Annotated in this window: 13 protein-coding genes; 2 read left to right on the forward strand and 11 right to left on the reverse strand. The window is 63.5% G+C overall.

What is annotated here, in order from left to right; all coding sequences use genetic code 11:
- The first annotated feature begins 173 nt into the window (after positions 1-173).
- Complete coding sequence (locus tag F6S08_RS03630) at positions 174-1,112, forward strand: DnaJ C-terminal domain-containing protein (RefSeq protein ID WP_027607722.1); 939 nt, start codon at positions 174-176, stop codon at positions 1,110-1,112.
- A 46-nt stretch (positions 1,113-1,158) separates the two neighbouring features.
- Here F6S08_RS03630 and ureC read toward each other — a convergent pair whose 3' ends face one another.
- From ureC to urtA, 11 genes are all read right to left on the reverse strand, one after another.
- A complete protein-coding gene (gene ureC, locus F6S08_RS03635) occupies positions 1,159-2,859 on the reverse strand; it encodes an urease subunit alpha (RefSeq protein ID WP_065925590.1) in 1,701 nt (566 codons plus the stop codon).
- Between the two features lie 111 nt (positions 2,860-2,970).
- Entirely contained in the window at positions 2,971-3,276 is a 306-nt protein-coding gene (locus tag F6S08_RS03640; RefSeq protein WP_065947146.1) for an urease subunit beta, read from the reverse strand.
- Positions 3,273-3,806 (reverse strand): GNAT family N-acetyltransferase, encoded by a 534-nt coding sequence (locus F6S08_RS03645; protein ID WP_027607725.1) that lies wholly within the window; start codon positions 3,804-3,806, stop codon positions 3,273-3,275. The genes F6S08_RS03640 and F6S08_RS03645 overlap by 4 nt, the downstream gene beginning before the upstream one ends.
- 5 nt (positions 3,807-3,811) lie before the next feature.
- Positions 3,812-4,324, reverse strand: a complete 513-nt coding sequence (locus F6S08_RS03650) for a GNAT family N-acetyltransferase (RefSeq protein WP_065925589.1) — start codon at positions 4,322-4,324, stop codon at positions 3,812-3,814.
- A 9-nt stretch (positions 4,325-4,333) separates the two neighbouring features.
- Positions 4,334-4,636 (reverse strand): urease subunit gamma, encoded by a 303-nt coding sequence (ureA, locus tag F6S08_RS03655; protein ID WP_003171437.1) that lies wholly within the window; start codon positions 4,634-4,636, stop codon positions 4,334-4,336.
- Positions 4,637-4,783: 147 nt separating this feature from the next.
- Positions 4,784-5,623, reverse strand: a complete 840-nt coding sequence (locus F6S08_RS03660; protein WP_315871288.1) for an urease accessory protein UreD — start codon at positions 5,621-5,623, stop codon at positions 4,784-4,786.
- Between the two features lie 33 nt (positions 5,624-5,656).
- A complete protein-coding gene (gene urtE / locus F6S08_RS03665) occupies positions 5,657-6,355 on the reverse strand; it encodes an urea ABC transporter ATP-binding subunit UrtE (RefSeq protein WP_027607728.1) in 699 nt (232 codons plus the stop codon).
- Positions 6,356-6,367: 12 nt separating this feature from the next.
- Entirely contained in the window at positions 6,368-7,201 is an 834-nt protein-coding gene (urtD, locus tag F6S08_RS03670) for an urea ABC transporter ATP-binding protein UrtD (RefSeq protein ID WP_174562753.1), read from the reverse strand.
- Complete coding sequence (urtC, locus tag F6S08_RS03675; RefSeq protein WP_065925587.1) at positions 7,198-8,265, reverse strand: urea ABC transporter permease subunit UrtC; 1,068 nt, start codon at positions 8,263-8,265, stop codon at positions 7,198-7,200. The genes urtD and urtC overlap by 4 nt, the downstream gene beginning before the upstream one ends.
- Positions 8,265-9,767: an urea ABC transporter permease subunit UrtB gene (urtB, locus tag F6S08_RS03680; RefSeq protein WP_065947151.1), complete on the reverse strand. Its 1,503-nt coding sequence runs from the start codon at positions 9,765-9,767 to the stop codon at positions 8,265-8,267. Before urtB ends, urtC begins: the two co-directional genes overlap by 1 nt.
- A 137-nt stretch (positions 9,768-9,904) precedes the next feature.
- Positions 9,905-11,170, reverse strand: coding sequence for an urea ABC transporter substrate-binding protein (urtA, locus tag F6S08_RS03685; protein WP_027607732.1), 1,266 nt, complete (start codon positions 11,168-11,170; stop codon positions 9,905-9,907).
- 312 nt (positions 11,171-11,482) lie between these two features.
- Between urtA and F6S08_RS03690 the strand changes: the two genes are divergently transcribed.
- Positions 11,483-18,043, forward strand: a complete 6,561-nt coding sequence (locus tag F6S08_RS03690) for a DUF4329 domain-containing protein (RefSeq protein ID WP_315871289.1) — start codon at positions 11,483-11,485, stop codon at positions 18,041-18,043.
- Positions 18,044-18,045: the final 2 nt, after the last annotated feature.

Below are 18,045 nucleotides of genomic sequence, written 5' to 3' on the forward strand. Positions count from 1 at the left end.
CGACCATCCGTTAAATCGTGCTTGAAAGTTCGGCATTCGCCCCCACATCTGGTGCATACGGCAAGCGCCGATAACACTTTGACGCACCCCCAGGCCACAAGACTCAACAGGTGCAAACCAGCGCACGTTGTGCCCCGGGCTGTGCGATCTCGATTAAGGATGGTGAACCGCCGATGGATTTCAAAGACTACTACAAGATTCTGGGTGTCGAGCCGAGCGCCGATGACAAGGAAATCAAGGCTGCCTATCGCAAGCTCGCGCGCAAATATCACCCGGACGTAAGCAAGGAAAAAGACGCCGAAGCCAAGTTCAAGGACGCGTCCGAAGCCTATGAAGCGCTTAAAAGCGCCGACAAGCGTGCCGAATATGACGAGTTGCGCAAATACGGCCAGCATGGCCAGCCGTTCCAGGGCCCGCCAGGCTGGCAGAGCCGTGGCGGGTTTGGCGGTGGCCAGGGCACCGAGGATTTTTCCGACTTCTTCAGCTCGATCTTTGGCGGGCGTGGCGATGCCTTCGGTGGCGGCCAGCGTCGTCCAACCGGGCGTAAAGGCCAGGACGTGGAGATGCAGCTGTCGGTGTTCCTCGAAGAGACACTGTCCACCGAGTCCAAGCAGATCAGCTTCCAGGTGCCGCAATACGACGCCTCGGGCCGGCATGTCAGCAACACCACCAAGAGCCTGAACGTGAAGATCCCCGCCGGTGTCGCCGACGGTGAGCGTATTCGCCTCAAAGGCCAGGGCGCACCGGGTGTTGGCGGCGGGGCCAACGGTGACCTGTACCTGATCGTCAAGTTTGCGCCGCACCCCAAGTTCGAAGTGGATGGCGAAAACCTGATCATCAACCTGCCGCTGGCGCCGTGGGAGTTGGCGTTGGGCGCGGAAGTGGCCGTGCCGACCCTGACCGGCAAGATCAACCTCAAGGTGCCGGCCGGCAGCCAGAACGGCCAGCGCATGCGCGCCAAGGGCCATGGTTTGCTGAACAAGGCCGGGCAGCGTGGCTTCCTGTACGTGCAGCTCAAGGCGGTGATGCCACCGGCAGGCGATGACGACGTGAAAGCGTTGTGGCAGGAGCTGGCCAAAAAAGCCGCGTTCAATCCGCGCGAGCAGTTCTAAGGGGATTTGTGGTGAGGGCACAAGCTCCCTCACCACAGGTTTCAAGTCAGAACAGGAAATACCGCTGCGCCATCGGCAACACATCCGCCGGTTCACACCACAGCAGCACCCCGTCGGCCTTGACCTGATAGGTCTGGGGGTCCACCTCGATGTCCGGCAGGTAATCGTTGTGGATCAGGTCGGTTTTCTGCACGTCGCGACAGCCCTTCACCACCCCAATCTGTTTCTTCAGGCCCAGGGCTTGCGGCAAGCCTGCGTCCAGCGCCGCCTGGCTGATAAACGTCAGGCTGGTGGCATGCAATGAGCTGCCGAAACTGGCGAACATCGGGCGGTAGTGCACCGGCTGCGGGGTGGGGATCGACGCATTGGCATCGCCCATCAGGCTGGAAGCAATCGCACCGCCCTTGAGGATCAGGGTCGGCTTGATGCCGAAGAACGCCGGGCGCCACAGCACCAGGTCAGCCCACTTGCCCACTTCGATGGAGCCGACGATATGGCTGATGCCATGGGTAATCGCCGGGTTGATGGTGTACTTGGCGATGTAGCGCTTGGCGCGGAAGTTGTCGTTGCCCGGGCCGTCACCGGGCAGGGCGCCGCGCTGTTTCTTCATCTTGTCGGCGGTCTGCCAGGTGCGCGTGATCACTTCACCGACGCGGCCCATGGCCTGGCTGTCGGAGCTGATCATCGAGAACGCGCCGAGGTCGTGCAGGATGTCTTCGGCGGCGATGGTCTCGCGGCGGATGCGGCTTTCGGCGAAGGCCACGTCTTCGGCAATGCTCGGGTCCAGGTGATGGCAGACCATCAGCATGTCCAGGTGCTCGTCGATGGTGTTGCGCGTGAACGGCCGCGTCGGGTTGGTGGAGCTGGGCAGCACGTTGGGAAAGCCGCAGGCCTTGATGATGTCCGGCGCGTGGCCGCCGCCGGCACCTTCGGTGTGGTAGGTGTGGATGGTGCGGCCCTTGAGCGCGGCCAGGGTGGTTTCGACAAAGCCGGATTCGTTGAGGGTGTCGCTGTGGATCGCCACCTGTACGTCGTACTGGTCGGCGACGCTCAGGCAGTTGTCGATGCTGGCGGGCGTGGTGCCCCAGTCTTCGTGCAGCTTCAAGCCGATGGCGCCGGCCTTGACCTGTTCGATCAACGGCTCGGGCAAGCTGGCGTTGCCCTTGCCGGTAAACCCGATGTTCATCGGGAACGAGTCGCTGGCCTGCAGCATGCGCGCCAGGTGCCAGGGCCCGGAGGTGCAGGTGGTGGCGTTGGTGCCGGTGGCCGGCCCGGTACCGCCGCCGATCATGGTGGTGACACCGCTGGTCAGCGCCTCTTCGATCTGCTGCGGACAGATGAAATGCACATGGGAGTCGATGCCGCCGGCGGTGAGGATCATGCCTTCGCCGGCGATCACTTCGGTGCTGGCGCCGATGGCCATGGTCACGCCGGGCTGGATATCCGGGTTACCTGCCTTGCCGATCGCGTGGATGCGGCCGTTCTTCAAGCCGACGTCGGCCTTGACGATGCCCCAGTGGTCGATGATCAGCGCGTTGGTGATCAGGGTGTCGACGACTTCATGGGCGAGCAATTGGCTCTGGCCCTGGCCGTCGCGGATCACTTTGCCGCCGCCGAATTTCACTTCTTCGCCGTAGACGGTGAAGTCCTGCTCGACTTCGACGAACAGCTCGGTGTCGGCCAGGCGGACCTTGTCACCGACGGTGGGGCCGTACATGTCGGCGTAGGCTTGGCGGCTGATTTTCATGTGTGTGCCCTGAAATATTTGTGTTGAATGTGAAATCGCTATCGGGGGCAAGCCCCCTCCCACCTTTGGAATGCGTTCCCCTGTGGGAGGGGGCTTGCCCCCGATGAGGCCCTAAAGGTCGCCCATGATCCGCCCGGCAAACCCGAACACCCGCCGCCCGCCGCTCAAATCCACCAGCTCGACCTCACGGCTCTGCCCCGGCTCGAACCGCACCGCCGTGCCCGCCGGAATATTCAGGCGCATGCCACGGCTCAAGGCACGGTCAAATGTCAGCGCATCATTGGTCTCGAAAAAATGGTAGTGCGAACCCACCTGGATCGGCCGGTCGCCGCTGTTGGCCACACTGAGGGTGACGGTGCGTCGGCCGACGTTGAGTTCGATCTCGCCAGGCTGGATCTGATATTCGCCAGGAATCATGCAGGTTGCCCCAGGGTCTTGAAGTAGATGGCGGTCGGGCTATAGCGCCCGTCCGGGCTTTGGCAGTAGTCGGGCAGTTCACCGATCTTGGTGTAGCGCAGCGACTGGTAGAAGGCTTCGGCAGGCGAGCCGGCTTCGGTGTCCAGGTACAGCAGGCCGCGCTTGTGCTGGCGCGCGGCGAGTTCCAGGGTGTTCATCAATTGTTGGCCCAGGCCGTGGCGCCGCGCGTTGCTGTGCACCAGCAGCTTTTGCACTTCGGCGCGGTTCAGGCCGTTGGCTTTCTGGCACAGCGCCAACTGCACGCTGGCGATCACCTGCTCATCGCGCACCACCACCCACAGCAACAGGCTGGCGTCTTCAATGCTCGCCTGTACCCCGTCCAGATAGGCACGGGCCTGGGCTTCATCGAAGTCGGCCATGAAACCCACCGACGCACCGTGCTTGACCGCATCCAGCAACAGCTCGATCAGGCCCCGACGGTAGTGGGCAAAACTTTCAGCATTGACTCGACGCAGTTGCGCGGCGTTCATCGAACTCACTCCTTGGGCGGTTGCGCGCCCGGATTCAATGTCAGTTGCATAAAGGTCAGGTCCAGCCAGCGGCCGAACTTGATGCCCACTTGGGGCATTTGCCCGGTGGTGACGAACCCCAGGCGTTCATGCAGGCGGATCGAGGCCAGGTTGCCGCTTTCGATGGCCGCCACCATCACATGCTTGCCACAGGTTCTGGCGCGTTCGATCAGGGCCTGCATCAGCCGTGGGCCAAGGCCCTTGCCGCGCTGGTCGTTGCGTACATACACCGAGTGTTCGACGCTGTAGCGGTAGCCTTCGAACGCGCGCCAATCGCCGAACGAGGCATAGCCGATCACTTGCTCATTTTCGGTCGCCACCAGAATCGGATAGCCCTGGGCCTGGCGTGCACTGAGCCAGGCCTGGCGGTTGCCGAGATCCACCAGTTGTTCGTTCCAGATCGCCGTGGTGTTGAGTACCGCGTCGTTGTAGATGTCGCGGATCGCCGGCAGGTCTTGCTCGGTTGCATCACGAATCATGGCCGTGCCTCACGCGATGGGTTGGTGGACGGTCACCAGCTTGGTGCCGTCGGGGAAGGTGGCTTCCACCTGGATATCCGGGATCATTTCCGGGATGCCTTCCATCACCTGTTCACGGCTGAGCAGGGTGGTGCCGTAGTGCATCAGGTCGGCCACGGTGCGGCCATCGCGGGCGCCTTCCATCAAGGCGGCGGAGATATAGGCTATGGTTTCCGGGTAGTTGAGCTTCACACCGCGCGCCAGGCGCCGTTCGGCCACTAGGCCTGCGGTGAAGATCAGCAGTTTGTCTTTTTCCCGTGGGGTCAGGTCCATGGTTCAAGGTCCTTCAAAGAATGCATTCTTAAATACAACAGAGATCAAGTGTGGGAGGGGGCTTGCCCCCGATAGGGCAGTATCAGGCAATACAGCTGTCACTGACCCACCGCCATCGGGAGCAAGCCCCCTCCCACCTGTTGATCTTCATGTGCTCCAGATTCGTGGTGCAACCGCCTCTCGCCCAAACATGGCGGGGCGTAACAATTTCCATAAATCAATCAACCATTCCCGCGCCAGCAGCGCTTCGCTGGCCAGGCAGCGGGCGACCAGCAAGCCGGGCAGTTGGGTCAGGTCGCCGCGCACGGCGTGGGGCAGGGCGCGGCAGTGTTCGAGTAATTCGGGCTCGATATCGCCGGTCACCAGCAGGGTGGCGAACACCGGTTGGCCGTCCAGGCCGATGGGCGAGTCGAGCAGGCCATCGGCGCCCACAATGCGCTGGCGCTCGTGCCAGAGCAACTGGCCGTCGCGGCGGATATCCAGGTGCGATTGAAAGTGGCCCAGGTCGAATCGCTCGCCACTGGCCGGACGCCCCAGGGCGATCACGTCCCAGTAGAACAGCCGGGCATCGCCGTGCAGGTCGATGCGGGTGCTGAGTTCGGCCTGGGCGGCGCTGAACACAATGGTTTCCTGGGGCAGCCATTCCAGGGTCGCGCCGGCCTCCACGGTGAGATCAAGTTGCTGATACGCCGGGCCGCTGGCGCGATACCACTTCGCCGCGCCGGGGCTGGTCAATTGCGCCCACGCACCCTCGGCGACATGGGCGCGGATGTCCAGGCGGTCACCGCCAGCAATCCCGCCAGGCGGGTGCACGATGATGTGCTGGCACACCTCGGGGCCTTCGGCGTACAGGTGCTTTTGCACCCGCAGCGGGCCAAGGTGACGGCGCATCACCGGGCGCGTGGTGTCGCCGAAACGCGCGTAGCCGAGGTCCAGCTCGGCGTGCCAGCTGGGGGTGAACAGGGCAGGGGAAACGGGCAGGTTCATGGTTTCTTGTGCTTATCGTCAGGACGCTACAGGTTAGATGGTAACCAAACCGCGCACACCCTCACTCTCCATATTTTCACCACGGCCCTGCTGCACGATTTCACCGCGCGACATCACCAGGTATTGGTCGGCCAGCTCGGCGGCAAAGTCGTAGAACTGCTCAACCAACAGGATCGCCATATCGCCGCGCGCCGCGAGCTTCTTGATCACGGCGCCGATCTCCTTGATCACCGAGGGCTGGATGCCTTCGGTGGGCTCATCGAGGATCAACAGGCGCGGGCGGCTGGCCAGGGCGCGGCCGATGGCCAACTGTTGCTGCTGGCCGCCGGACAAATCGCCGCCGCGCCGGTGCTTCATTTGCAGCAAAACCGGGAACAGTTCATAGATAAACGCCGGCACTTCCTTGGCTTCGGAACCGGGAAAACGCGACAGGCCCATCAGCAGGTTTTCTTCCACCGTCAGCCGCCCGAAAATCTCCCGGCCCTGGGGCACATAGGCGATCCCTGCGTGCACCCGCTGGTGCGGCTTGAAGCCGGTGATGGCCTTGCCCTCCCAGTTCACCGCGCCTTCCTTGGCCGGCAGCAAACCCATCAGGCATTTGAGCAGGGTGGTCTTGCCCACGCCGTTACGCCCGAGCAGGCAGGTGACCTCGCCGATCTTCACGTCGAAGGACAGCCCGCGCAGGATGTGGCTACCGCCGTAGTACTGGTGCAGCTTGTCGACTTGCAGCATGTTCAGTTCTCCTTAGCGACCGAGGTACACCTCGATCACCCGCTCATTTTCCTGCACCTGTTCCAGCGACCCTTCGGCCAGCACGCTGCCCTGGTGCAACACGGTCACGTGGTCGGCAATCGAGCCGACAAACCCCATGTCGTGTTCCACCACCATCAACGAATGCTTGCCCGCCAGGCGCTTGAACAGTTCGGCGGTGAATTCGGTCTCGGCGTCGGTCATGCCCGCCACCGGTTCGTCCAGCAGCAACAGTTGCGGGTCTTGCATCAGCAGCATGCCGATTTCCAGGAACTGTTTTTGCCCGTGGGAGAGCAGCCCGGCGGGCCGATGCACGGAGGCGGTGAGGCGGATGGTGTCGAGCACTTCGTCGATTCCATCCTTTTGCTCGCCGCTCAGGCGCGCACGCAGGCTGGCCCACACCGACTTGTCGGTCTTCTGCGCCAGCTCCAGGTTTTCGAACACGCTCAGGGCTTCGAACACCGTGGGTTTCTGGAACTTGCGGCCGATGCCGGCCTGGGCGATCTGCACTTCGCTCATGCTGGTCAAGTCGAGGGTTTCGCCAAACCAGGCCTTGCCGTGGCTGGGCCGGGTCTTGCCGGTGATCACGTCCATCAGGGTGGTCTTGCCCGCGCCGTTGGGGCCGATGATGCAGCGCAATTCACCGACGCCGATGTACAGGTTCAAGTCGTTGAGCGCCTTGAACCCATCGAAGCTGACGCTGATATCTTCCAGGGTCAGGATGGTGCCGTGGCGGGTGTTCAGGCCGGTGCCTGCGGCCTGGCCGATGCCGATGGCATCGCGGCCGCTGCCCGCATCGAAAATAGGTTCGAGCATGACGTTCCTCATTTCTTCAACAGCCCGATAACGCCCTTGGGCAGGTACAGGGTGACGATGATGAACAGCGCCCCGAGGAAGAACAGCCAGTACTCCGGGAAGGCCACGGTGAACCAGCTCTTCATGCCGTTGACCACGCCGGCGCCAAGCAACGGCCCGATCAGCGTGCCACGCCCGCCCAGGGCCACCCACACGGCGGCTTCGATGGAGTTGGTCGGCGACATTTCACTCGGGTTGATGATGCCCACCTGCGGCACGTACAAGGCGCCTGCCAGGCCGCACAGCACCGCGCTCAGCACCCACACGAACAGCTTGAAGCCGCGCGGGTCGTAGCCGCAGAACATCAGGCGGTTCTCGGCATCGCGCAGGGCGGTCAGCACCCGGCCGAACTTGCTCCGGGCCAGGCGCCAGCCGATGTACAGGCTCGCCACCAGCAGCACCACCGTGGCCACGAACAGCACCGCCCGCGTGCCCGGTTCGGTGATGCCGAAACCGAGGATGCTGCGGAAGTTGGTGAAGCCGTTATTGCCGCCGAACCCGGTCTCGTTGCGAAAGAACAACAGCATCCCGGCAAAGGTCAGCGCCTGGGTCATGATCGAGAAATACACGCCCTTGATCCGCGAGCGAAAGGCGAAAAAACCGAACACCAGCGCCAGCACGCCCGGCGCCAACACCACCAGGCACAGGGCCCAGAGGAAGTGCTCGGTGCCGACCCAATACCAGGGCAATTCGGTCCACGACAAAAACGTCATGAACGCCGGCAGCTCATCGCCGGAAGCCTGGCGCATCAGGTACATGCCCATGGCATAGCCGCCGAGGGCAAAGAACAGGCCGTGACCCAGGGACAACATCCCCGCGTAGCCCCACACCAGGTCCAGGGCCAGGGCGACAATGGCGTAGCAGAGGATCTTGCCCACCAGTGTCAGGGTGTAGGCCGATACATGCAGCGGGTTTTCCGGCGACAGCAGCGAACACAACGGCAGGGCCAGCAGCAGCAACAGCACCACCGCGCCGACTGCAATCGTCACCTGGGGGCCGGCCTTTTGCGTGGCCGTAAGCATCAATGGCTGGTTCATCAGTCGATCACCCGTCCTTTCAGTGCGAAGAGTCCCTGCGGGCGTTTCTGGATAAACAGAATGATCAGCGCGAGGATCAGGATCTTGCCGAGCACGGCACCGATCTGTGGTTCCAGGATCTTGTTGGCGATACCCAAGCCAAACGCCGCCATGACGCTACCGGCCAACTGGCCGACACCGCCGAGCACCACCACCAGGAACGAGTCGATGATATAGCTCTGGCCCAGGTCCGGACCGACGTTGCCGATCTGGCTCAGCGCCACCCCGCCAAGCCCGGCGATGCCGGAGCCCAGGCCAAAGGCGAGCATGTCCACACGCCCGGTGGGCACGCCGCAGCAGGCGGCCATGTTGCGGTTCTGGGTGACGGCGCGCACGTTGAGGCCCAGGCGGGTCTTGTTCAGCAGCAGCCACGTCAGCACCACCACAAACAGTGCGAAGGCGATGATCACGATGCGGTTGTACGGCAGCACCAGGTTGGGCAGCACTTGAATGCCACCCGACAGCCACTGCGGGTTGGCCACCTCGACGTTCTGCGCACCAAACACCAGGCGCACCAGTTGGATCAGCATCAGGCTGATGCCCCAGGTGGCGAGCAGGGTTTCCAGCGGGCGCCCGTACAGGTGACGAATCACCGTACGTTCCAGGGCCATGCCGATGGCGGCGGTGACGAAGAACGCCACCGGCAGCGCGATCAGCGGGTAGAACTCGATGGCCGCCGGCACGTAGCGCTGCATCAGCAGCTGCACCACATAGGTGGAGTAGGCGCCGAGCATCAGCATCTCGCCGTGGGCCATGTTGATCACACCGAGCAGGCCGAAGGTGATCGCCAGGCCCAGGGCCGCCAGCAGCAGGATCGAGCCCAGGGACATGCCGCTGAAGGCCTGGCCGAGGATCTCACCCATCATCAGTTTTCGTTTGACCTGTGCCAGGCTGGTCTCGGCGGCGGTGTGCACGGCGGCGTCGGTTTCCACCCCGGGCGCCAGCAGCGCTTCGAGGCGCGTGCGGGCCAGCGGGTCGCCGGTACTGCCGAGCAAACGCACGGCGGCGAGGCGCACGGCCGGGTCGGTGTCGACCAGTTGCAGGTTGGCCAGGGCCAGGCTGAGGGCGGTGTGCACGTCCTCATTGGTCTCGGCGGCGACCTGCTGGTCAAGAAACTTGAGTTGCGCAGGTTGCGCGCTTTTTTGCAGGGTGCGTGCCGCGGCCAGGCGCACCTTGGGGTCGGCGGCGAGCAGTTGCTGGCTGGCCTGCACGTTGTCGATCAAGCCGCGCAGGCGGTTGTTCAGGCGCACGGTCTTGGTCTCGCCGTTGAGCGTGAGCTGACCTTGTTGCAGGGCGTCCACCAACTCGATGCGCGCCGGGTCGGGCTGGGCGGCCCAGTCCTGGAGGAGCTTGGCTTGTTGCGTCGGGTTGGCGGCCAGGAAGTCTTCGGCGTCGCCGGCATGTACCGCCAAAGGCAGTAACAGCAGCCATGCCAGGAAATAGCGATTGAGGGCAGCGGGCATAAACAAATGTCCTAGTCATGCGCGAACAGTGTGGGAGGGGGCTTGCCCCCGATAGCAGTGGGTCAGTGACAAGTGCATTGCCTGACACACCGCTATCGGGGGCAAGCCCCCTCCCACAGTTGACCTGTGGTCGGGCTTTAGTTGCTCTTCACCGCGTAGTCCGGCTTTTTGTCATTGCCAGGAATGTACGGGCTCCACGGCTGCGCCCGGATCGGCTCCTGGGTCTGCCATACCACCGAGAACTGCCCGTCAGACTGGATCTCGCCGATCATCACCGGCTTGTGCAAGTGGTGGTTGGTCTTGTCCATGGTCAGGGTAAAGCCCGACGGCGCGGCAAAGGTCTGGCCAGCCAGGGCTTCGCGCACTTTGTCGACGTCGGTGGACTTGGCTTTCTCGGCTGCCTGCGCCCACATGTGGATGCCCACGTAGGTGGCTTCCATCGGGTCGTTGGTCACCGCTTTGTCCGCGCCCGGCAGGTTGTGTTTCTTCGCGTAGGCTTTCCAGTCGGCGACAAACTTCTTGTTCACCGGGTTCTCCACTGACTGGAAGTAGTTCCAGGCCGCGAGGTTGCCCACCAGCGGCTTGGTGTCGATGCCGCGCAGTTCTTCTTCACCCACGGAGAAGGCCACCACCGGTACGTCGGTCGCCTTCAAACCCTGGTTGGCCAGCTCCTTGTAGAACGGCACGTTGGAGTCGCCGTTCACGGTGGAAATCACCGCCGTCTTGCCACCGGCGGAGAACTTCTTGATGTTGGCGACGATGGTCTGGTAATCGGCATGGCCGAACGGGGTGTAGACCTCTTCGATGTCCTTGTCCGCCACGCCTTTGGAATGCAGGAACGAGCGCAGGATCTTGTTGGTGGTGCGCGGGTACACATAGTCGGTGCCGAGCAGGAAGAAACGCTTGGCGCTGCCGCCTTCTTCGCTCATCAGGTATTCCACCGCCGGAATCGCCTGCTGGTTCGGCGCCGCACCGGTGTAGAACACGTTCGGCGACATCTCTTCACCCTCGTATTGCACCGGGTAGAACAGCAGGCCGTTGAGCTCTTCGAACACCGGCAATACCGACTTGCGCGACACCGAGGTCCAGCAGCCAAACACCACGGCGACCTTGTCCTGGGTCAGCAGCTGCCGGCCCTTTTCCGCGAACAGCGGCCAGTTCGACGCCGGGTCCACCACCACCGGCTCAAGCATCTTGCCGTTCACCCCGCCCTTGGCGTTGATCTCGTCGATGGTCATCAGCGCCATGTCTTTGAGGGACGTTTCGGAGATGGCCATGGTCCCGGAGAGCGAGTGCAGGATGCCGACCTTAATGGTCTCGGCGGCCTGCACGGTCCAGGTCAGGCCCATGGCGACAATGGAGGCGGACAGGGTGAAAGCCTTGATCAAGCTGCGACGCTTCATGGTGCGGTCTCCGTAAACGTTTAGTTTTTTTTGATAGGCCGATGTGAACGCTGAAGGGGTACTAGCAAGGGCTGTGCCCGATGGCCAAACGCCCGGTTTTGCGGGGGCTGGAGCCCGGCGCCTGGCGCTGGCGCACCAATGCGGAGCGTGCAGGCGTTGGCGGTGCAGGGGATGCGCCTAAAGAGTGCCTGGGGGCCTCGATAACTATGCAGCGCCCTGCTGGCGGTTCAAGCGAGGACGCTTCTGCATGGCAAGCGTTGTGCGAGCCCGGTGCCCATGGGCACCGACGACGAACATGATCAAGGGAGTGTCATGCAAGAGCATTTATCCAGAGAGGAGCGCGCGGCAGCGAGGGGCCTTCGATACACCTTCAGCCCTGGGTTTATCAGTGCCGACGATGCTGCACGCTATGTGCACGAGCGCATTGGCGACAAGCGCGATCGCGAGTACGGCAGTGTCATTCTCCAGCGCCTGGCCGATAGCAAAGTGTTTGCCACCGAGCCGATTCCCGGCAAGGCGGCGACGTTCGACTTTTCGCTGTTGCTGGAGCGCGGGGCGCAGAACGAGTTCCTCGATCCTGCGGGCTACAAACTGGTGGGCGGGGTGCATTCTCACCCTGACCAGTTTGCCCAGCTCAAGGCCCTCAATCCCGATTATCGGGATCGCCAGGTGCGTATCTTCAACAGCTTTTTTTCCACCCGCGATGTGGTCTTCAACCACTACGAAGGGCGTGCGTTCGGCACCGCCTACTTGTCGGGCCCCCAGGGTGTATTGCTCAAGTACCAGCCGGGTTTTTCCGAGGCCGAACGCAAGTTTGTCGACTGGATCGACGACGTCAGCACGGCCGTGCCCGCCGATGGTCACGATGGCACGCTCGAAGGCTTTATCAAGAAAGTGGCGTCGGTAGGCCGCTTGTCGTTGCTGGTCGCCAGCGATGACTGGGGCGGGGTGCCCGGTGTCATCGATCAGCGCTGGCGGCCCTATCTGCCACTGAACAGCGGCCAGCCCACCATCGCCTGTGGGGCGGTGTATCCCGAGGCCACCCAGGCGCTCAACGCCGTGCAGGCGCGCATGCGGCGCATGCCGAATGTCAGCCAGATGGCCCTGCTGCTCAAGCATGAGCTGCGCGATGAATTCGCCGCCACCCAACCCTTCGTACTCAGCAGTGCCGAGCAGTTGCCCACCGACAACCACCTGCCTTTGCTGGCGGGCGGGCCACCCTTGCCGGAAGGCTTTCACCTGCAGGGCTTCTTCTATCTGTCGCGGCCGGTACCGGCGCAGTTTCCGACGGTGGAACCGTGGCTGTACCAGCAGTTCTTCAGCCCTCGGGAGCTGGCGGCCTACATCGCCACGGCCCGCCGCTACATGCATACGGCGCCCTCCGTGCTGGGCATCTCGCTGTACCTGCGCACCAAGGACAATGCCTTGCTGCGCTACCGGTTCAGCGGCTCACCGGCGGAAACGCGATTGTTCACCACCGATGAGCCCGGCCTTCACCTGGCCCTCGCGGCGGGAACCCTGACCCCGCGCCAGTTTGTGAAGCAGGTGGCCGAAGCCGGTGAGTTGAGCGTCGAACAGACCAGCCCGCTGTGGGACGTGGAAGGCGTGGTCGAGAACAACTGGACGCCCTATGCACGCTTCCCGTTCAAGCAGGCCAGCCTCGGCCAGGCGTTTTCGTCGGCCGACAAGGCCGCACAGTTTGCCCATGCGCAGGTGGGCGAGCGCCGTGACCGCGCCTATGTGGCGCTGATTCTGAAGCACCCCGACCAGCACTTTGTACTGACGCAATTGCTGCAGGCGGGCACCAACCCTTATGGGTTCCAGGGGTTCTATCCGTGGGACGCTTACAGCAAACAGTTGGCGTTGCCCGGTGGTTATCAACTGCACGCCTGGTTCGGCTCGCACATGGCGTTGTCATGGGGGAACCTCGATGCCGACTTCAAGACGAAGTGGACCCGTGACGATGCCAGTGTCTACTTCCAGGGCTTTACTGATGTCGAGGCCCACAGGATTCATCAACTGCGCGTGCCGGGCTACCTCTCTGGCGCGGCAGACTGCCTGCTTGTGCTGGAGCCGGAAGGGGCGGACCAGGCCGCATTCACGCGATTGTTCGCGCCGGCGCCGGGCGGCAGCCTGATTGCCAGAGACCTGGCGGACGGTACCTATACGCCTGCCGAAGGCGTGCGCAAGTTGGCTGGGGTCAGTCGCCTGCGGGTGGTCCTGGGCAATGCGCTATGGGGGCCGCCTAGCGTGATTGGCCGGCACTGGCGAGCGTTTGCCGCTGCGCCGTCCCTGCCAAGCGGCGCGACCGCCGTGGCCACTCTGCCGGCCTTGAGCCCGGCGTTTGTGTCCGCGGATGATGCGGCGCTCTGGGCTCACCGGCGTATCGGGACGCGACGCGAGCGTGAGTTCGGTGGGGTCATCCTGAAAAAGCCTGGCGGGCATTTCTTTGCCACCGAGCCGCAAGTCAGCACCGGCGCGCGGTTCGACTTCCTCACCCTCCTGGCCACGGATGATCGCGCCCAGTTCATTGCTCCGCCCTCTTATGAATGCCAGGGCTTCTACCGTTCCTACCCGGCCGAGCCTGGCGAGGTGGAGCGCTACAACCCGGGCTTCAACCCGGACCAGGTCGAGCTGACCGGCAGCTTCTTCTCGAATGCCGATCAGGTGTTTGCCCTGTCCCACCGTGATTTCACCCCGGTGCATTATCTGTCCGGTCCTGACGGCACATTGCTCAAGTACACGAGCAGCGGTTCCCAGGCCGAACAATCCCTGTTGCGGCAGTTGACGGGGATCGAGCCGGCGCAGCCTCTCACCGGGTTCGAGGGGGCGGTGTGGAACCTGGCGCAGGCCGGGGACTTGAGGGTCGTGGTGGGCAGCAAGGTCTGGGGTGGGGTGCGGGGGCGTGTGCTGCACGGCTGGACCCTGGGCAGTCCTGCCACCTCGGTGCAGGACCTGCCGTTTTTTACCCCGCTGCTGTCGATGGGGCACAGTGCGGTGCTGGTCGCCCTGAGCAGCGTCGACTTGCTGGGGCAGGCGGCGGTGGGCGTGGTGCTGAAACACCGTACCACCTCGAATTACATCGCTACGCTGCCGGCGCCGTTGGGGACGACCCTGGACAGTCTGTTTCCCGTGGGGGACCGCGGTGAGCCAAGGCTGGTGCCGAATTATCGCCTGGTGGGTCTCTATCACGCCCAATCAGCACAGGCGCCGCAGAGGCTGCCACCCATGGACGCATGGCTCTATAAGCGTTTCGCTACGCCGGCGGTGCTGGTGGATGCCATGAGACAGTCGATCGCCAGCGCCGGTATGCAGATCGCCGCGCTCGGTCTCAAGCTGTATCTGCGCACCGCTGATAACGCTTTGCTGCACTGGCAGGTGCCGAGTGCCTCGTCTGCCAACGAGCTGTTTGTCGTCGACGGACAAACCGTGACCGACAACGGCAATGAAGCGGCCTTGCTCGACGGCACATTGTCGCCGCGGGATTTCGTGCGCCGCGTGATGCGCGCGGGGGAGTTGTCGGTGGTCCAGCAAGGTGGCCTGTGGAACACCCTCGGGCCGTTGTATGACAGCGAGCACTTGCCGCTTGGCTCCGGCGAGCGGCCCTTGAGCGGGATGTTCCTGACCGCGGACGACGCTGCGCGGCATGCCCATGAACGCATCGGCGTTCGCCGCAGCAATGCCTATGCCGGGTATGTCCTCAAGCGGGACGATGGGCGATTTGTGTTCACTGAGCCGGTGGCCATTTCCGGCGACGGCTTTGCCTCCGACCTGCTGCGCCCTGCCAACGGCAGCGCTTATCTGGTGCCGCCTGCGGGCCATCAGCTCTATGCGCGCTACAGTTCGCATACCGCGTTATCCGTGGCTGACCTGGAGCGTCAACGGCGTCTTGGCTGGACGCTGGCCGACCTGGAAGTCAACGCCACGCTGTTCTCCGATGTGGAGATCCGTTCGGTGATCGAATCGCGGCTGCCGGCCTATCTGAGCGGTTCGCCGAATAACCTGATCAGCTATCGCCCCAGTGGTTCTGCCAATGAGCTGCTGGTACTGAGCAATACCCAGCGCGAGCCCGGCCAGCATGGCTATTTCGAACGGCTGGAGAGCGGCCAGCTCAAACCGGTGGACATCGTCGCCCGGCTGGCCGATGCCGGCACCCTGAGCGTGCTGGTGCGCAGCGCGCTGTGGGGGCCGCGTGGCAGGGTCTACAGCGACTGGACGCCCAACTTCAACTACGCCGAAGTCGATCTGCAGGCACCGGCGTTCGGCGCGATCTTCGACAGTCTCGATGCCGCGGCACTCAATGCCCATGTGCGCTGGTACGGCAGGAACCTGGATGCACAACGCTGTACGGCGTACATCCTTAAGCATCCGCAGCGTGATGAGTTTGTGGTCAGTGAACTGCTGGCGATCACCTCCGGCGGGCGTTGGTTGAGTGACTCCTCCAGGGGCGTCGGTTATCTGGCCGGTGGCGAATTCGCCAAGGGGTTCGAGCTGGCCGGCCTGCTGTTTTCGCAGCAATGGGTGCCGGCGGGATTGCCCACCCCCGAGGCCTGGCTGGCGCGGTTCTTCATCACCCCCGAGGTGCTGCTGCGCGCCGAACAGGATGCCCGGCATCTGCCGCGTCCGGCAGCCACTGCGATACTGCCGGTGTATGTGTCGACACACGATGGCGCCTTGTTGCGCTGCCAACCTCCGGCATCCTCCCTGCTCAAGGAGGCCACCGACGGCACGGGCGTGATCATCGCCGGGATGAACCTGCACAACGGGACGCTGGACGTCCAGCGCTATGTGTCACAGGTCGCCCGGCCTGCGGACCTGCGGGTGCTCTACACCAGCCAGTGCTGGGACCGCCGGGGAGCGGTGGGCCAGGGTGGCGTGGCCTGGCGACCCTACGCCAACTTCATCCGCCGTCGCCTGGGCCCGGCCTTTCATTCCCAGGACGATGCGGCCCGGCACGCCCGTTCGCTGCTGCAGGGCAATGGTCTGCTGGGCGGGTTGATTCTGCAGCGTCCCGATGGCCTGTTTGTCGCCACCGAGCCGCTCAAGGTGCCCCAGGAAGACTTCGACCCCAAGTGGATTTTCCCGGATGAGGTGGTCAGTACCGGTGGCTTCCCGGCGGCCCATACGGTGGTTGCACGTTACCGTTCCAGCCCGGCGCGGGAGTTGCCCTTCGTACTTGAACTGGCGCAGGCCGGCCTCTATCGCAACATGCTGTCCACCCGCGTGATTTCATCGGCCCTCGCAGGCCAGGACGCCCGCCTGAACCGCGAGTACCTGCTGGGTTCCGATGGCTGTGTGGTGAGCTACACACGCAGCCGCTCCGCGCTGGAAGAAGCGCTGAGAAAACAGCTTTTGCCCCTCGACGAGACACGACTCGATCGCCTGGAAAACCTGCTCGAGCGTCAGATTCGCAATGCCGTGCTGGCGCCTGGCGAATTTGTCACGCGCCTGGCCAATGCGGGTATCTTGCGAGTGGTAGAGGGCAGCCCGACGTGGGGCACGCCACGCCGGATCACTGGCGCCTTCATCGTCAATAGCGACCGTCCCGCGCCATTGGCGATCCGGAACGCACTGGCAGACCCGGCGTTCAGTCCGCTGTTCACCCAGGAGCAGGACGCGGTGCGGTATGCCCATCAGCATCGTCGGCATGGCGAACACCTGCAGTTCGGCTACGTGTTCAAATCGCAGAAAAACGGGCACTACATGGTCAGCATGCCGCTGGTGCGCCAGAGCTATCGTGACTTTGCGCAAGTCTTTCCCGACGGTCTTTTCCCCCAGGGTTATGGGCTGGAAGGCTTCTACCTGTGTGCCAGCAGCGACAGCGTCACGCCGGCCACGGATCCGTTGCACCAGGCATTTTTTTCGCCCACGGACATGGACATCGGCATCCGCTTCTCGATTCACGGCATCAGGGGCAAGCAACTCACGTTTTACCTGTCATGCGCGGACGGTGCCCTGCTCAGGTATCAATACCTGGGCACGGATGCGCAGCTGGATTCGTGGGGCTCGCTGCTTGAAACACGGCAGCAGTTGCGCGCGGGCCGGATGACCCTGCTCAGTTACGTCCATCGCCTGCTCGACAAAGGGGTCCTGGATACGCTGGTCCGAGGCGAGGTCTGGACCACGCGCAATCGTGTCGATACGTTCTGGCAGCCCGGTGTCGATGAGGTGTTTGTGCCGCCTTGGCGTGCGGCCTGCGGTCCGGTTTTTTCCGCTGGGGATGATGCCGCGCGCTATCTCCGGCGCCAGCTTTCGCCATATCGGGGCAAACAGTATCTTTCGGCGATACTCGCCAACGCAGCGGGCACGTCGTTCCTGGCTACCTTGCCGGTAGCGGCCGGGGCCGACCAATCGCTGATTCTGCGCCTGTTCTACAGCGGGCCGCTGGGCCCTGTACAACCGGTGGTGCCGCCAGCGCCCCTGCCGGATTTTCCGCAGCCATATGCGGTTGCGGGTGTCCATCTGCTCTACAACAGCATGCCGGCCACCGACAGCCGGGCGCCGAAGGATATCGCCCTGACGCGTCATTTCGTGGCGCCGACCTTCCTGAGTTATTTCATCAGGGTGTTGCGCGGGCTGTCGCGGCCGTCGCCGGGTCTTTATCTGTCGAGCCAGGCCGGTGCGCTGTTGAAGTACCTGCCCAGTTATTCGGCGCAGGAAAGCCTGGTCCTGGTGGGCGGCCCCGACGTGTATCCCACCGTGTTCCTGAAGGGCGTGGCCAGGACCGGGAAGCTGTTTGTGCTGGACAAGGACGGCTTCTGGATGAACGAGGGGCTACTGTCCGAACAGCAAGTGGAGCGCTCCAATGGCCTGGAAATCGCCGTGCCCGAGGTCGACGAACCGCTGAGCCTGCGCGACCGCGACGAGCTGTAAGC

The sequence above is a fragment of the Pseudomonas sp. JV449 genome, from assembly GCF_032424295.1.
GTDB lineage: Bacteria > Pseudomonadota > Gammaproteobacteria > Pseudomonadales > Pseudomonadaceae > Aquipseudomonas > Aquipseudomonas marginalis.

Bases quoted from the DNA above. Each gene is read 5' to 3' on its own strand.
- F6S08_RS03630 (WP_027607722.1), top strand. From the start codon at position 174: ATGGATTTCAAAGACTACTACAAGATTCTGGGTGTCGAGCCGAGCGCC.
- ureC (WP_065925590.1), bottom strand. From the start codon at position 2,859: ATGAAAATCAGCCGCCAAGCCTACGCCGACATGTACGGCCCCACCGTC.
- F6S08_RS03640 (WP_065947146.1), bottom strand. From the start codon at position 3,276: ATGATTCCTGGCGAATATCAGATCCAGCCTGGCGAGATCGAACTCAAC.
- F6S08_RS03645 (WP_027607725.1), bottom strand. From the start codon at position 3,806: ATGAACGCCGCGCAACTGCGTCGAGTCAATGCTGAAAGTTTTGCCCAC.
- F6S08_RS03650 (WP_065925589.1), bottom strand. From the start codon at position 4,324: ATGATTCGTGATGCAACCGAGCAAGACCTGCCGGCGATCCGCGACATC.
- ureA (WP_003171437.1), bottom strand. From the start codon at position 4,636: ATGGACCTGACCCCACGGGAAAAAGACAAACTGCTGATCTTCACCGCA.
- F6S08_RS03660 (WP_315871288.1), bottom strand. From the start codon at position 5,623: ATGAACCTGCCCGTTTCCCCTGCCCTGTTCACCCCCAGCTGGCACGCC.
- urtE (WP_027607728.1), bottom strand. From the start codon at position 6,355: ATGCTGCAAGTCGACAAGCTGCACCAGTACTACGGCGGTAGCCACATC.
- urtD (WP_174562753.1), bottom strand. From the start codon at position 7,201: ATGAGGAACGTCATGCTCGAACCTATTTTCGATGCGGGCAGCGGCCGC.
- urtC (WP_065925587.1), bottom strand. From the start codon at position 8,265: ATGAACCAGCCATTGATGCTTACGGCCACGCAAAAGGCCGGCCCCCAG.
- urtB (WP_065947151.1), bottom strand. From the start codon at position 9,767: ATGCCCGCTGCCCTCAATCGCTATTTCCTGGCATGGCTGCTGTTACTG.
- urtA (WP_027607732.1), bottom strand. From the start codon at position 11,170: ATGAAGCGTCGCAGCTTGATCAAGGCTTTCACCCTGTCCGCCTCCATT.
- F6S08_RS03690 (WP_315871289.1), top strand. From the start codon at position 11,483: ATGCAAGAGCATTTATCCAGAGAGGAGCGCGCGGCAGCGAGGGGCCTT.